This is a genomic window from Paucisalibacillus globulus DSM 18846 (assembly GCF_000482485.1).
Classification (GTDB): domain Bacteria; phylum Bacillota; class Bacilli; order Bacillales; family Amphibacillaceae; genus Ornithinibacillus; species Ornithinibacillus globulus.
In genome coordinates this window covers 312,733-326,617 of sequence record NZ_KI519436.1, presented here as the reverse complement: position 1 = coordinate 326,617, position 13,885 = coordinate 312,733, and the positions used below count along the sequence as shown (strand labels likewise).

At 35.1% G+C, this 13,885-nt stretch carries 15 protein-coding genes and 1 rRNA gene; 4 read left to right on the top strand and 12 right to left on the bottom strand.

The window, feature by feature from the left end; all coding sequences use genetic code 11:
- Positions 1 to 97: ribosomal RNA gene (locus tag K332_RS0115405) — 16S ribosomal RNA — on the bottom strand; the annotation flags it as partial.
- A 576-nt stretch (positions 98 to 673) separates the two neighbouring features.
- Between K332_RS0115405 and K332_RS0115400 the strand changes: the two genes are divergently transcribed.
- The 3 genes from K332_RS0115400 (at position 674) to pabB (ending at position 3,494) form a co-directional block, all read left to right on the top strand.
- Positions 674 to 1,057, top strand: a complete 384-nt coding sequence (locus K332_RS0115400) for a YgzB family protein (RefSeq protein WP_026908273.1) — start codon at positions 674 to 676, stop codon at positions 1,055 to 1,057.
- 150 nt (positions 1,058 to 1,207) lie between these two features.
- The gene (locus K332_RS0115395) at positions 1,208 to 1,804 is read left to right on the top strand and encodes an anthranilate synthase component II (protein WP_026908272.1); all 597 of its coding nucleotides are present in this window, start codon (positions 1,208 to 1,210) and stop codon (positions 1,802 to 1,804) included.
- Complete coding sequence (gene pabB, locus K332_RS0115390; RefSeq protein ID WP_026908271.1) at positions 1,785 to 3,494, top strand: aminodeoxychorismate synthase component I; 1,710 nt, start codon at positions 1,785 to 1,787, stop codon at positions 3,492 to 3,494. The genes K332_RS0115395 and pabB overlap by 20 nt, the downstream gene beginning before the upstream one ends.
- A gap of 36 nt (positions 3,495 to 3,530) precedes the next feature.
- Here pabB and perR read toward each other — a convergent pair whose 3' ends face one another.
- The 6 genes from perR to K332_RS0115355 form a co-directional block, all read right to left on the bottom strand.
- A complete protein-coding gene (gene perR, locus K332_RS0115385) occupies positions 3,531 to 3,977 on the bottom strand; it encodes a peroxide-responsive transcriptional repressor PerR (RefSeq protein ID WP_026908270.1) in 447 nt (148 codons plus the stop codon).
- A gap of 232 nt (positions 3,978 to 4,209) precedes the next feature.
- Positions 4,210 to 4,767: a cob(I)yrinic acid a,c-diamide adenosyltransferase gene (locus K332_RS0115380; RefSeq protein ID WP_026908269.1), complete on the bottom strand. Its 558-nt coding sequence runs from the start codon at positions 4,765 to 4,767 to the stop codon at positions 4,210 to 4,212.
- Between the two features lies 1 nt (position 4,768).
- A complete protein-coding gene (locus K332_RS0115375; protein ID WP_026908268.1) occupies positions 4,769 to 5,719 on the bottom strand; it encodes a D-2-hydroxyacid dehydrogenase in 951 nt (316 codons plus the stop codon).
- 157 nt (positions 5,720 to 5,876) lie between these two features.
- Positions 5,877 to 6,548, bottom strand: coding sequence for a sugar transferase (locus tag K332_RS22680; RefSeq protein WP_051359489.1), 672 nt, complete (start codon positions 6,546 to 6,548; stop codon positions 5,877 to 5,879).
- Positions 6,549 to 6,995: 447 nt separating this feature from the next.
- Positions 6,996 to 7,466, bottom strand: coding sequence for a thioredoxin-dependent thiol peroxidase (gene bcp / locus K332_RS0115360; RefSeq protein WP_026908267.1), 471 nt, complete (start codon positions 7,464 to 7,466; stop codon positions 6,996 to 6,998).
- A 58-nt stretch (positions 7,467 to 7,524) separates the two neighbouring features.
- Positions 7,525 to 7,962, bottom strand: coding sequence for a potassium channel family protein (locus tag K332_RS0115355; RefSeq protein WP_026908266.1), 438 nt, complete (start codon positions 7,960 to 7,962; stop codon positions 7,525 to 7,527).
- Between the two features lie 133 nt (positions 7,963 to 8,095).
- Here K332_RS0115355 and K332_RS0115350 point away from each other — a divergent pair, with 133 nt between their 5' ends.
- Positions 8,096 to 9,394, top strand: a complete 1,299-nt coding sequence (locus tag K332_RS0115350; RefSeq protein WP_026908265.1) for a glutamate-1-semialdehyde 2,1-aminomutase — start codon at positions 8,096 to 8,098, stop codon at positions 9,392 to 9,394.
- A gap of 293 nt (positions 9,395 to 9,687) precedes the next feature.
- Here K332_RS0115350 and yidC read toward each other — a convergent pair whose 3' ends face one another.
- From yidC to K332_RS0115325, 5 genes are all read right to left on the bottom strand, one after another.
- Positions 9,688 to 10,482: a membrane protein insertase YidC gene (yidC, locus tag K332_RS0115345; RefSeq protein WP_026908264.1), complete on the bottom strand. Its 795-nt coding sequence runs from the start codon at positions 10,480 to 10,482 to the stop codon at positions 9,688 to 9,690.
- Positions 10,419 to 10,805 carry a hypothetical protein gene (locus K332_RS0115340; protein WP_026908263.1) on the bottom strand — a complete coding sequence of 129 codons (387 nt, stop codon included), beginning with the start codon at positions 10,803 to 10,805 and terminating at the stop codon, positions 10,419 to 10,421. The genes yidC and K332_RS0115340 overlap by 64 nt, the downstream gene beginning before the upstream one ends.
- Positions 10,806 to 10,901: 96 nt before the next feature.
- Entirely contained in the window at positions 10,902 to 12,647 is a 1,746-nt protein-coding gene (locus tag K332_RS0115335; protein WP_026908262.1) for an ABC transporter ATP-binding protein, read from the bottom strand.
- Positions 12,648 to 12,871: 224 nt separating this feature from the next.
- Positions 12,872 to 13,402: a nucleoside tri-diphosphate phosphatase gene (ntdP, locus tag K332_RS0115330; protein ID WP_026908261.1), complete on the bottom strand. Its 531-nt coding sequence runs from the start codon at positions 13,400 to 13,402 to the stop codon at positions 12,872 to 12,874.
- 259 nt (positions 13,403 to 13,661) lie between these two features.
- Positions 13,662 to 13,832 carry a gamma-type small acid-soluble spore protein gene (locus K332_RS0115325; protein WP_026908260.1) on the bottom strand — a complete coding sequence of 57 codons (171 nt, stop codon included), beginning with the start codon at positions 13,830 to 13,832 and terminating at the stop codon, positions 13,662 to 13,664.
- Positions 13,833 to 13,885: the final 53 nt, after the last annotated feature.

Here is a 13,885-nt window from a genome sequence, read left to right as displayed (position 1 = left end):
TCACCCCGAAGGGATCAGTTAGTTTCACTCGCTCGACTTGCATGTATTAGGCACGCCGCCAGCGTTCGTCCTGAGCCAAGATCAAACTCTCCAAAAAAGTTTGTTTATCATAATTGAACAAGTCAATTAAGTTCTTAGCTACTAAAAGCACGCTAGCTTTTAGAATTTCTTTAATAGAAAAAACAGGGTATGTTTTTCCTTACATACTGGTTGTTTTGTTCAGTTTTCAAGGAGCAAAATCTCTTTCGCCGCTTCAAGCGACAACTTTTAAAGTATATCACGTCGACTAAATTACGTCAACAACTTTTTTTAAAAGATTTTCTATTTCTTTCATATCGCTTCTCAAATCAGCGACTTTATTAATATACCACGTTGGCAATTCAATGTCAACAACTTTTTTTCGATATATTTTTTATGTTATTGTCGCTAAATAACATGAGCTATTTAAGCAACGACTATAACTTTACCACGCTCACAGATCAATGTCAACAACTTTATTAGGTCTATTTAGAATGTCGTTAAATGCAAGCCAACTTGCTACTCTATACTAGTAGTACAATTAGTTATGTAACAGAACATCCATAATAATATGTCCCTAACAAGGAAAAAAATACTATTGTTTGTATAAGTTATGCTATACTATCCATGTATATAATAAGGAGGATAAATAAGAATGGCTGAACCTCAATTAGTTTATTCAAGTAAAATCAATAAAATCCGTTCTTTCGCCTTAATCCTTGTCTTTGCCGGAATCGGTTTAATGTACATAGGCTTACTATTGAAGAAAATAGAATGGTTAATGGTTATCTTTTTCTTGTTTGGTATTATTTCTGTTGTCCTTAGTACAGTCGTTTACTTTTGGATAGGGATGCTCTCAACCAAAACTGTTGCAATTATTTGTCCTACATGTGAGAAGCCAACGAAAATGTTAGGTCGAGTGGACGCTTGTATGCACTGCAAACAACCATTAACACTTGATAAGGATTTAGAAGGTAAAGAATTTGATGAAAAATATAATTCACGTAAATACAAAAGAGAGCTTAAGAAGAAACAATAGAATCTTGGAAATTACAACTTCTATTATAGATACTAAAGTTCTCATAGTGATTTAATTTTCTATCGACATACATCCAGAACATACAACATCTACCCGAGGGTGGATGTTTTTTTTCTACTATAGTAAAGAATTATGAGATGAGGAAATCATATGATTCTAGTTATCGATAATTATGATTCATTTACATTTAATCTTGTTCAGTATATATACCAACTGAATTACAAGGTGTGCATTAAAAGAAATGATGAACTTACAATAGAGGGTATTCGAAAAATGAACCCCTCACATATTTTAATTTCTCCGGGTCCAGGTAATCCCAATTCTGCAGGGATTTGTTTGGAAGTTGTTCAGAAACTTTATATGGAATATCCTATTATCGGTATTTGCTTAGGACACCAAATTATTGCACAAGCCTTTGGAGGAACTATAATTAAAGCTAAGGAGCCAGTACACGGAAAAGTTTCGAACATTAAACATGATGGAAAGGATATTTTTAAAAACTTAGCTAATCCTTTGAAAATAACTAGATATCATTCCCTAATTGTTGAACTTGAAAGCTTACCTGATTGCTTAGAAGCTAGTGCTTATACAGAATCAGGCGATATCGCAGCACTACGACATAAAAAGTATCCAATTGTAGGAATTCAAGGTCACCCAGAATCTATCTTATCTGAGAGTGGTCTTCCATTACTAAGAAACTTTTTCTTTTCCAAAGGAGTTCATATTAATGATCAAGCTTCAATTTGACTTTAATAATGATTCAACTACTTTTATTAATCCCATTAAAATAATTGATGCATACAACATTGAGCAGGTTATTCCTGCAATGAAACAAGTTCAAAAAGCTATCCAAGATGGTTATTATGCTGCTGGGTTCCTTTCTTATGAAGCCGCTCCTGCCTTTGATCCCTCTATGAAAGTTATGAAAGGTACTACTATGCCACTTCTTTGGTTTGGCATTTATAAGAATGCAAGTGAAACAGAAAAATTGAAATCAAATGGCTCATTCTATATTTCGGACTGGTTACCCAACACGAGTATCGAAAACTACTACCAATCTATTCACAAAATTAAAGATGCTATTTATCATGGAAATACTTATCAAGTAAATTATACGATTAGAATGAGCGCATCCTTTCAAGGTGATGCATTTACTTTTTATCAAAAGCTTGCTAATTCACAGTCCGCTAGTTACAGTGCTTTCTTAGATATTGGTGACTTTAAAATTCTATCCGCTTCCCCTGAACTCTTCTTTCATTTAAAGGATAGTAAACTTACGACTAAACCGATGAAAGGAACCATTGGTAGAGGGAAGACTCCCATAGAAGATCAGATAAATGCCGAGTGGTTGTATCGTTCAGAGAAAAACCGCGCTGAGAATGTTATGATTGTCGACCTACTTCGTAATGATTTAGGAAGTATTGCCAAGCCTGGTACGGTATCTGTACCAGAGTTATTTTCAATTGAAGAGTATCCAACTGTTTATCAAATGACATCAACCGTTACTTGTGAGATTGATGAAGATAAGGGTATTTTGGATATTTTCAAGGCGTTATTTCCTTGTGGTTCCATTACTGGCGCACCTAAAATTAGCACTATGGACATGATCCATCATCTCGAAAACACTCCTCGGCAAGTATATTGTGGTGCAATTGGATATATTACACCAGAAAAGGAAGCAATTTTTAATGTGCCGATCCGAACTGTCATGATTGATCGTAATGGGGACGCTACTTATGGGGTTGGCGGTGGTATCACTTGGGATTCTGATGAAATCGAGGAATATGATGAAGTTTTGACAAAAGCAAAAGTTCTATCAACATCAAGAATGACTATTCAACTCATTGAAACAATTGGATTAAAAGAAGGTAGGTTACTTGTTTTTGAAAACCATATGGAACGCCTACAAAAATCAGCAACTTATTTTAATTTTACGTTTAATCCGAGTCTATTAAAGGAAAGAGTATTAGAATCCTTAGATAAGTATCGAAAAGGTATGTGGAAAATAAGAGTTCTACTAAATAAGGATGGGAGCTTTACAATAGATGTAAAACCAGAAAAACCTATAGACAATCACGTGGTCGCATTAGCAAAATCCCCAATTAACCATCAAGATATTTTCCTTTATCATAAGACGACTAATCGGAGTAATTATGATAAAAGCCTGCTACCCTTTCCTCTTGTTTTTGATGTTTTATTATGGAATGAGCGTGCTGAAATAACAGAGTTTACTCGTGGGAATATTGTTGTGGAGTTAGAGAATAGGCTGTACACTCCCCCTGTTTCATGTGGGTTGTTAGCAGGAACTTTTCGTAAATCCTTATTGGATCAGGAGATAATTAGTGAACGTATTATATTAGTAGATGAAATAGAAGATTGTAGTCGAATTTGGTTTATTAATAGTGTGAAGGAATGGATTGAAGTTCGCTTTGCATAACAAAAGCCCTGTTACGCTATGTAATAGGGCCCTTCTTTAATGTTGTTCATGTTTAACTAATTCTTTACAGTCTCTACACACACCATATACTTCCATTCGGTGATGGCTGACTTCAAATCCCGTAACCTTCTGAGCTAAAGACTCTACTTCATCTAATGAGGGATAATGAAAGTCCACTATTTTCCCGCATTCTTCACAGATAATATGGTAGTGATCAGATAGATTGATTTCAAACCGACTTGATGAATCTCCATATGTTAATTCACGAACTAATCCGTTTTCACGTAGTACACGCAAATTATTATACACAGTGGCTACACTCATATTAGGAAATTTCCCTTCAAGTGCTTTATAAATGTCATCGGCTGTGGGATGTATGATTGAATTCATAAGATAATCAAGCACCGCATGACGCTGTGGTGTAATTCGAACTCCCGATTTTTTTAAAATTTTAATAGCTTCTTGAAGTCTATTTTCAGACACGTCATGCACCTCGCTTTCATGAGATATTCTAGGACTAACACAATTATTATATTATAATATTTATAATTAGTGTACGCTTATCTATGGATTGTTGTCAATAATAGTATATTATTCATTGTTAAATATTATTATATTGGTTAGTGAAAAATATTGACTTTTAAATCAATCATTCGAATTTAGCAGCAATATTATCTACTGTGTGCCCCGTAACTAAGTTAGCCAAAACCATTACTCAAACATCCGTATTCAAAGGCAACTCCTTACCATTCAACGCTTTATTCACATATCTAGCCGCCACAAAAAGAAAATCAGACAACCGATTTAAATAGGAAACTACTAATGGGTTTGGTAGTTCGTCTACTAGTCCTACCGCGAGACGCTCTGCACGTCGAGTTACTGTTCTCGCTACATGTAGAGCGCTCGATGCTTGATGACCAGATGGTAGGATAAATTGTTTTAATGGCTCGAGATGCCCGTCCCACTCGTCGATTTGTTTTTCTAATTCATCAATATGTTCTTTTTTCAGTTTCCATGCTACTTCTTTATCCGATGGTGTTGCTAATTCTGCACCAACATGGAACAAAATAGTTTGTACTCTGTGCATCTGTTCCATGAATTTATCCTTTTCATCCCAGTTTGCATTTTCTAGTAAACTTGAAGCTAGTCCAATCATTGAATTCGCTTCATCACATGTTCCGTATGCTTCAACTCGTAAATCATTTTTTGGGACACGTTTCCCATAAACTAGTGATGTTAATCCTTTATCTCCTGATCTTGTATAAATTCTCATTTTAATACCCCCTAGATGGATTTACTTTATTAATATAAGTGCTTTTGCCTTGTTGAAAATTATCTAGGTTGTCTTGGAAAATAGCTAGCGCACGACTAATATAATTTGGTGATTGACCAGAAATATGTGGTGTTACTGTTATGTTAGTTTCTTTCCAGAACGGATGGTCCTCGGGAAGTGGTTCTTGTTCAAAAACATCTAAAACAGCATAGGCAATTTCCTCATCACGGATAGCCTTCAGAATCGTTTCGCTTTTAACAACATCCCCTCTTCCAATGTTGATAAAGATTGCACTATTTTTCATTAAATTAAAATGTTCCTCCGTTAGTAAATATCTAGTTTCCTTAGTACTTGGTAAAATGGAAACGATGAAGTCCGTTTCGGGTAGTTTACTGTTGATTTGTTCGATTGTTAAAACTTCATCAAAGTAGTCAACTACTCTACCACTTCGTGAAATACCGATAGTTTTCATTCGAAAGGCCTTAGCAAGTCTAGCAACTTCCTGACCAATCGCACCAGTTCCTAAAACCATAATTGTTTGACCGCTAATTTCCTTCATTCGTACGCGCTTATCCCAACTTGCTGCCTTCTCATTCTCCATTAGAAGTTTTTCTTGTCTGTACATTTGTAACATCATAGAAAGGGTATACTCTGCCATTTGGGTTTTGTGTATACCTTTGGAATTGGTAACTAGAATTCCACGATCCTCGATTTGTTTAAATGGTAATTGGTCCACTCCCGCAGAAAGTACCATAATCCATTTTAAGTTCGTTGCTCTTCTCAGTTTGTTATCGTCTAAATCATCTCCGTACGTTACGAAAACAGATGCTTGTTCAAGGTACTTCTCTGCTTCAGTCATTCCATCCTTAAAAATAAAATCCTCATGTGGATATTTGTTTAGCAATGCTTCTTGATGCTTCTCTGAAATCTTTACTGAAAAAAGAATAACCAAAAAGAAATCCCCCTTTAAGTTGCTATACTCCTAATATCCATAATATACACAATAGAATAATTGAACAACTTAAAAACTATTTTAGAAAAACACATAGGTGCCAGGTATGTAGAAATTCTCAAAAACTTCATGGGTACCTAGCACCAGATATATTCTTTCAACTAGACTTTCTTTTTAAGGTTTGTTTGGTTGCTTTCAGGAAAATCTTAAAATCAAGCTTATAGGAGCAATTATGAGTGTAGTATAAATCATAACTGATTTTCTTACCATGGTTATCATTTGTTACCCCTTTAATTTGGGCATAACCAGTTAAGCCAGGTCTCACCTTCAGCCGCTCCACTTGCTGGTTATTGTAGTAATCTGCAATTTCTGGTCGTTCAGGACTTGGACCTACTAGACTCATTTCTCCTTTAAAGACATTAATTAATTGTGGAATCTTTTCAAATCTATATCTCTTTAGCCACACACCTGTTTCTGTTAAGGTTACATTTTTATCTCCTTTTATTTTAAAGTAATCTGGGACTCCCTTTTCCCATGAACTTGGAAATGGGTATGGTGGTAATTGCCGAATTACTCGTGTTCCATTTGTCATCGTGCGAAATGACCACATCGTAAATGTCTGATTGTTTTTCCCTACTTTAAGCTCTTTAATGAAGATTGGTCTTCCTTCGTTCTTTGCAATCCTTAAACAAATAAATAGGGAGAGTGGTAATAGTAGTATTAAAAGTACAGCACTGACAATGATGTCTATTAGTCTTTTAAAAAAGAAATAAAGATTAATATGTAAAAATATATTTGTTTTCGTTTTGGCAGACTCTAGCATTTCCATAAACCTACCCTTCTTTTTCATTAGTACATACTTAACTATTTCATATTATTCAAAAGTTGGGTTGTATATAACTAAGTAATGTAATAGTAATAATTACTTATCCTTTAAAATGTGATGTATCTATGAACAGTCTTATAGTACAATTAATTTCAGGAAAATTCTAACTTTAATTTCCCTATTCCAAAAAACGCAGAGATTACTAGTAAAAACGAGTTTGGAAATAATTATTATTGGTCAAAAGCTTCAGAGGAAAAGGGAATTCCATTTGGCTATGAATTTGTACTATGGGCGAATGGTTGGAAAAAAGGAGAAAGAGAAGGGGCTTCCGTTTATTATTCAAAAGGGATTCACACTATTGATTTAATTTCAACGAGAGACCAGTTAGACATTTTACGAGTGAATAATTAAAGGGCCACACATATTGTTGATCTGTGTGGCCCTTCTCTTTTAAGATAAATTCTCTTTTATAAAATTCAAAGCATCCTCAACATGTCCGTCCACTTTTACTTTACGATATTCCTTCTGTAGTTTACCTTCCTTATCGATGATAAACGTAGAACGTTCAATACCCATATATTCCTTACCAAAATTCTTTTTCAGTTTCCAAACATCATAAGCCTCTGCAACTTTATTTTCTTCATCTGCTAGAAGTAAGAACGGTAGATCATGCTTACCAATAAACTTCTGATGGCTGTCTGCAGGGTCTGGACTTACGCCAACTATGACTGCATCTAGTTCAGCAAAGCTTTCATGGTTATCACGGAAATCACATGCTTCAGTCGTACAACCTGGTGTCATATCTTTTGGATAAAAATATAACACAACATGTTTTCCTTTAAAATCTTCTAGACTAACTTCCTTACCGTCCTGATTTAGTAGTGTAAAGGAAGGAGCTGCTTTTCCAATTTCTAATGTCATTTCAAGGTACCTCCAAATATCCATTTATTCACACTATAACACTACAAAAAATTGATGGCTAATCTTGTGCTCTTTCTTGGTTATTTGTGACAATCTGAATAACAAATGCAGTTGGGAGTACATATCCTATCAATGCTTCTACTAACGCAATTAACCTACCGATACCTATTGGAGAAATGTCTCCATAACCAATGGTTAGCATCGTTACCCCACTAAAGTAAAACGAATGAATCATGGAACCAATTGCGGTTACTTGCCTTAGCTCTCCCCCCTCTACAAGGTATATTCCTTCAAATGACAGGATGAAATATATCAAGCCAAATCCCAGAATTACAATTGCATAGGTAATGAGTAAGGAATAAAACATTTCAACAGAAAATCTTCTCTCTTGCATTTTTATCCCTAAAATTTTCCTCTCTCCTAATACAAAACCATAAATACTTTTAGCAATTACATAACTTACGGCAATAACTAATATCCATGGTAACACACTCATATAATCTTCCTTTACATAATGGTCATTATTATAGCATATGCAAGGACTTCGGAAAGCTTGTCATTTTATTTTCCTACAAGGCTGCGCTACAATAAGATACGGTATTAAATTGTATTACATAGGAGGAAATGGAATGAATTTTACTAACTCTGAAGCGCTTCATGAAGAAGCTTTAAAACATATTGTTGGTGGGGTCAACTCACCATCACGCGCCTATAAAGCAGTTGGCGGCGGTGCACCAGTTTATATGGACCGTGCAAAGGGAGCATATTTTTGGGATGTGGATGGTAATAAGTATATTGATTATTTAGCAGCATATGGGCCAATTATTACAGGTCATGCACATCCACATATTACAGAAGCTATTCAAAAGGCCGCAGAAAATGGCGTGTTATATGGAACACCAACACCACTAGAAAATAAATTTGCCAAGTTGTTAAAAGAGGCAATCCCTTCTTTGGAAAAGGTTCGCTTCACTAACTCCGGTACAGAAGCTGTCATGACAACCATCCGTGTTGCAAGGGCATATACTGGTAGAACTAAAGTGATTAAATTCGCCGGTAGTTATCATGGCCACTTTGATGCGGTACTTGTTCAAGCTGGTTCTGGCCCTTCTACTTTAGGTACACCAGACTCTGCTGGAATTCCTGAATCAGTGGCACAAGATGTAATAACAGTTCCTTTTAATGATATTGATGCATACAAACATGCACTTGAAAAATGGGGCAATCAACTTGCTTGTGTTCTTGTGGAGCCAATCGTTGGGAACTTTGGAATTGTAGAACCAAGTCCAGGATTTTTACAAGCAGTGAATGACCTTACTCATGAGGTTGGTGCACTGGTTATCTACGATGAGGTAATCACTGCTTTCCGATTCACATATGGTAGTGCTCAACAAGTATACGGAATCGAGCCAGACATGACAGCAATGGGTAAAATTATTGGTGGCGGACTTCCAATCGGAGCCTATGGAGGACGTAAGGACATTATGGAACAAGTAGCACCACTTGGACCTGCATACCAAGCTGGTACAATGGCAGGCAACCCTGCTTCTATGGCATCTGGAATTGCTTGTTTAGAAGTGTTAAAGCAAGATGGCGTGTATGAAAAACTTGACCAACTTGGTGAACGCTTGGAAAATGGGATTTTAGATAAAGCCACAGAACACGATATGATTATTTCTATCAATCGATTACGTGGTGCATTAACTGTTTACTTTGGAAGTACAGAAAAGATAACAGACTATAAAGGTGCTGAAGATAGTGATGGTGAGGCATTTGGTAAGTTCTTTAAATTGATGCTTCATCAAGGTATTAATCTCGCTCCTTCGAAATATGAAGCTTGGTTTATTACGACAGAACATACGGAAGCTGATATCGATAGGACAATTGAAGCTGTCGGAAATGCATTTAAGGAAATGAGTTCTAATTAATAGTTGGATAATAAACCCACTTACGATTATCCGTAAGTGGGTTTATCTATTACATTGATTAATTAATCAGATTATCAATACTGTATCCTAGTTGAAAAGTTAAGAGAGCTTACAAAATCAAAATTGTAGCTTTACAAGTTATTAAAACTACGGTAGTAAGACATTTATCCCCCTACAGTACACAATTTTCAAACTACAATTATTATTCAAACAAACGTTTGTTCAATATAGTGGTAACTGATTAAAAAAGCCTCCTACAAAATCATTAAAGATTTTGCAGGCGGCTTTTAATTTTATTCTTTTTCGAGCTCCTTTTTATGAGCTAAATATATTTTCTTAGAAATCAACGTTTGAACAATAACAATTACACCACCAACAGTCCAATATAATGGAAGTGCCGCAAATGTATTTAAGGAAATAATTCCAATCATAATTGGTGATAGTAATCCAATCAAAGCCATTTGCTTTTTCATTTTTGGATCCAGTCCAATTTGTGATACTTTATATTGAATGAAGTACACGGCAACTGCTATTGCAACTAACAAGTAATCTGTTTCCCCAAGATTGAACCACAAGAATGAATGGGTCGCAATTTCGGGTGTTTGGCGAATGGCATAGTAGAATCCGATTAGGAATGGAAATTGAATCAGCATCGGTAAGCACCCACTGAAAGATGCTAGTGGGTTAAAGTTATGCTTTTGATAAAGCTGCATCATTTCCTGTTGCATCTTTCTTTGAGCATCAGGGTCCTTTTTATCTTTATATTTTTTTTGAATTTCTTCCATTTCTGGCTTTAATTCTTTCATTTTATCTTGTACAACTAAGTTATTCTTCATTTGCTTAATCATAAACGGCATAACAACTAGTCTAATTAATATCGTAATGAGAATAATCGATAACCCATAGTTATCATTAAAGAACACAGCAATACTTTTGATTAAAGATGAAAAGGTTTCTACAAAAAAATGTTGAAAGAATCCTGAATCTCCTGAATTCCCTCCAGAACACCCAGCTAGTAATAATATTAATCCAAAGATACCGATAAGACTTGTTTTCTTAAAGAATGTGAATACAGATTGTTTTTGCATGTTGTTCCTCCTTGTAATTGTCTCAATCTATTGAAATACAAGGAAGAAGATGCTTCATCATCATCATCTGGTGTTTCTATTCGTTTTGTAATCATTGCCAACCAATTTCGCTTTTTGTTCATTTTGTTAATAGAATTATTACGTGTACTTTGTTCAGCTTTCTCATTATGAATGCCTTCTATTGTAATACGTGTGTCACGATAGACATTTTGCGCAACTAGCGGCATCCAATGAATGGAAAATAAAACAGTTAAAACAGCACTAAAATAGAAATACATAGCTGAAAAATCACTAGATAATTCAATAATAAAATCGAAAAGCATCTGTATTCACCTCCTTATCTGTCTACTTTCTTTATACGTATTTAATAGTACGTTTGTTTCATTTTTTTTGCAAAGGAAATAATGTCCACTTTAACATTAATCATCCAAATGTTGAACTTGGTATAGATCATAATAGCTACCCTTTTTCTCCATTAGCTCTGCATGAGAACCGACCTCTGTTATCTCACCGTTTTCAATAACAACAATTCGGTCAGCATGTGTTATTGTCGCAAGTCTGTGTGCAACGATGAATGTAGTTCTATCAGAAGCTAATTTTTCCATTGCTTCTTGAATCATATGTTCACTCTCTAAATCCAGAGCTGATGTAGCTTCATCAAATATAAGGATTGGTGGATTTTTCAAGAATACTCTAGCAATCGCAACTCGTTGCTTTTGTCCTCCTGAGAGCTTCACTCCTCGTTCTCCAACCATTGTATTATAGCCATCTGGTAATTCCATAATAAAATCATGCGCATTTGCTGCTTTTGCAGCTGCCATAACTTCTTCCTCAGTAGCATGGGGTTTCCCCATTTTAATGTTCATTGCAACCGTATCACCGAATAATATATTATCCTGCAATACCATACCAATATTATTCCTTAGAGAACGAGCCTGAACATCCCGGATATCTATTCCATCCACTTTGATTGATCCGCTTGTAACATCATAAAAACGTGGTATTAGACTAATTAGGGTAGATTTTCCACCGCCACTCATACCAACTAAAGCAATTGTCTCGCCCTGATTTACTTGTAAATTAATATTCTTAAGTATTGGATAATCTTCATCATATTGGAACGAAATATGTTCAAAATCAATATCACCATGAACTCGTTCTACTTTGATTGCATTTGGTTTGTCTACTATATCATATTGTTCGTTCATAAATTCAAATACACGGTCAATAGAGGCAATAGATTGAACTAGTACTGTTGAAGAGTTAATTAGTCTTCTTAGAGGGCTGTACACTCTTTCCAAATAAGCGAAGAATGCTACCATTGTTCCAACAGACATACTTCCAGTGATAACATGATACCCAGAATAAGTAATAACTAGTAACGGTGCTAAATCGGTTATCGTATTAGTAACCGCAAAAGTTTTCGCATTCCAATTCGTATGCTCTAACGCCTTATTCAGGAATTTCCAGTTTTGCTTATCAAATTGTTCCTGCTCATAATCTTCAAGTGCAAAGCTTCTTGTCACTTGCACTCCTTGTACTCGTTCATGCAAGTGTCCTTGCACTTCAGCAAGGGCCTGAGATCGTTCACGTGTCAATTTACGTAGTCGACCATAAAAATATTTAATCGCAAATCCAAACAATGGAAATAAAGCAATTGCAACAAAAGTTAGAGGAATATCCATAGTCAACATAATACAAATTGCAATTAAAATCGTAATTAAATCGAGCCAAATATTCATTAAGCCAGTAATTACGAAATTCTTTGTTTGTTCGACATCATTTATTACCCGGGAAATTATTTCGCCGGTTTTTGTCGTAGAGTAATATTTCATACTCAATTTTTGCATATGATCAAATAGCTTATCCCTTAAATCATAAAGGATTTTGTTACCTACCCACTGCGCAAGATATTGACGGTAATACTCAACTGGTGGACGCAAGACTAAGAAAATTCCAAATGCCAGACCCATTATCCAGAATAAATGATTGATTTTTTCGTCAGTATTCCATGTATCATGTTCAATAATGTCATCCAGTACATATTTCAAGATTAATGGTATTAACAAAGGAATTGTAAATTTTACAATTCCAATCATAATAGTCCAAATAATTTTCCATTTATATGGTTTTACGTATTCCATGTATTGCTTAATACTGCTCATTTACATCAACTTTCTTTTGTTATTTATTTTCATATCTCTGGCCTTGTCCTCGAGCCAAATATAAACTTTCCGTGAGCGTCTGGTGAGCCTTCTTACTCTTCGTACTATGGGTTCTCACCTTGCTTAATCGTACAAAATCAATTAAGAAGCGACAATACTACTTCTGCACCTCATAAAAATTAAAACCCTTGCTACAATTGTAACAAGGTTATTGTTAGTTTTTTTCAAAAGCGATATGTAAGGAATCTTTCGTACCATTGGTCGATAAATCCTGGTGAGAATGGACCTTTTCTTTGTTGGACCCATCTCTGTAAATCCTTTATATTATTGTAAAGTATTCTGTCTAACACATCTGGATAATTCATTTTTTCTCGATGAATTTGGTATTCATCTTCATCCAGTACACGATAGGTCATATCTGGATATACTTTTAAGTCTAAGTCATAGTCAATATATTTAATTGCGTTTTCTTCATAAACAAAGGGTGAACTTATATTGCAATAGTAATGAATTCCATCATCACGAAGCATACCAATAATATTAAACCAATGCTTCGAGTGGAAATAACAAATTGCTGGCTCCCTTGTAATCCAGGTCCGTCCATCACTTTCGACAACCAAAGTTTTATCATTTGCTCCGATGACAACTTGTTCAGTTCCTTTTAACACCATTGTGCTCTCCCAGATACGGTGTACATTTCCATCGTGTTTATAGCTTTGTATTTTAATATCAGATCCAGCTTTCGGAGCAGCCATCTAATCCCTTCCCATTCTGAAAAACTTGCGACACGTCCATAGTCAGACATTCAATCTTTTTTAATCCACTAAGTAAATTGACATGGATGTCCTACTATTTTGCTATCTATTATAATAGGAAAGGAATAAAATATAAAGCTTAACGCAAGATATGTTGTTCTCTATAAGTTTTTATTATCAAAAGTCATCCAAAATTGACATAAAAAAGAAGAGCCTCCGGGAGAAAGGAAGCTCTTCTTATATTTCTGAGGGTAAGTAGTTATTTTTTGTTAGCTTGAGATTTTTGGTTTTGCTTTTTTACTTCTTGTGCATTTGTAGATTCAGAAGCAAATTCGGTACCATATTGCCCTTGACCAGCTTGTGCTTGAGCATTTTGTTGCTTTACTTCTTGAATGTTAGTACCAGCTTTAGTTTTGTTTGGTTTAGCCATTATTATCACCTCCGACAATAATACTATTTCCATTTAAACTATTGTTATCCACT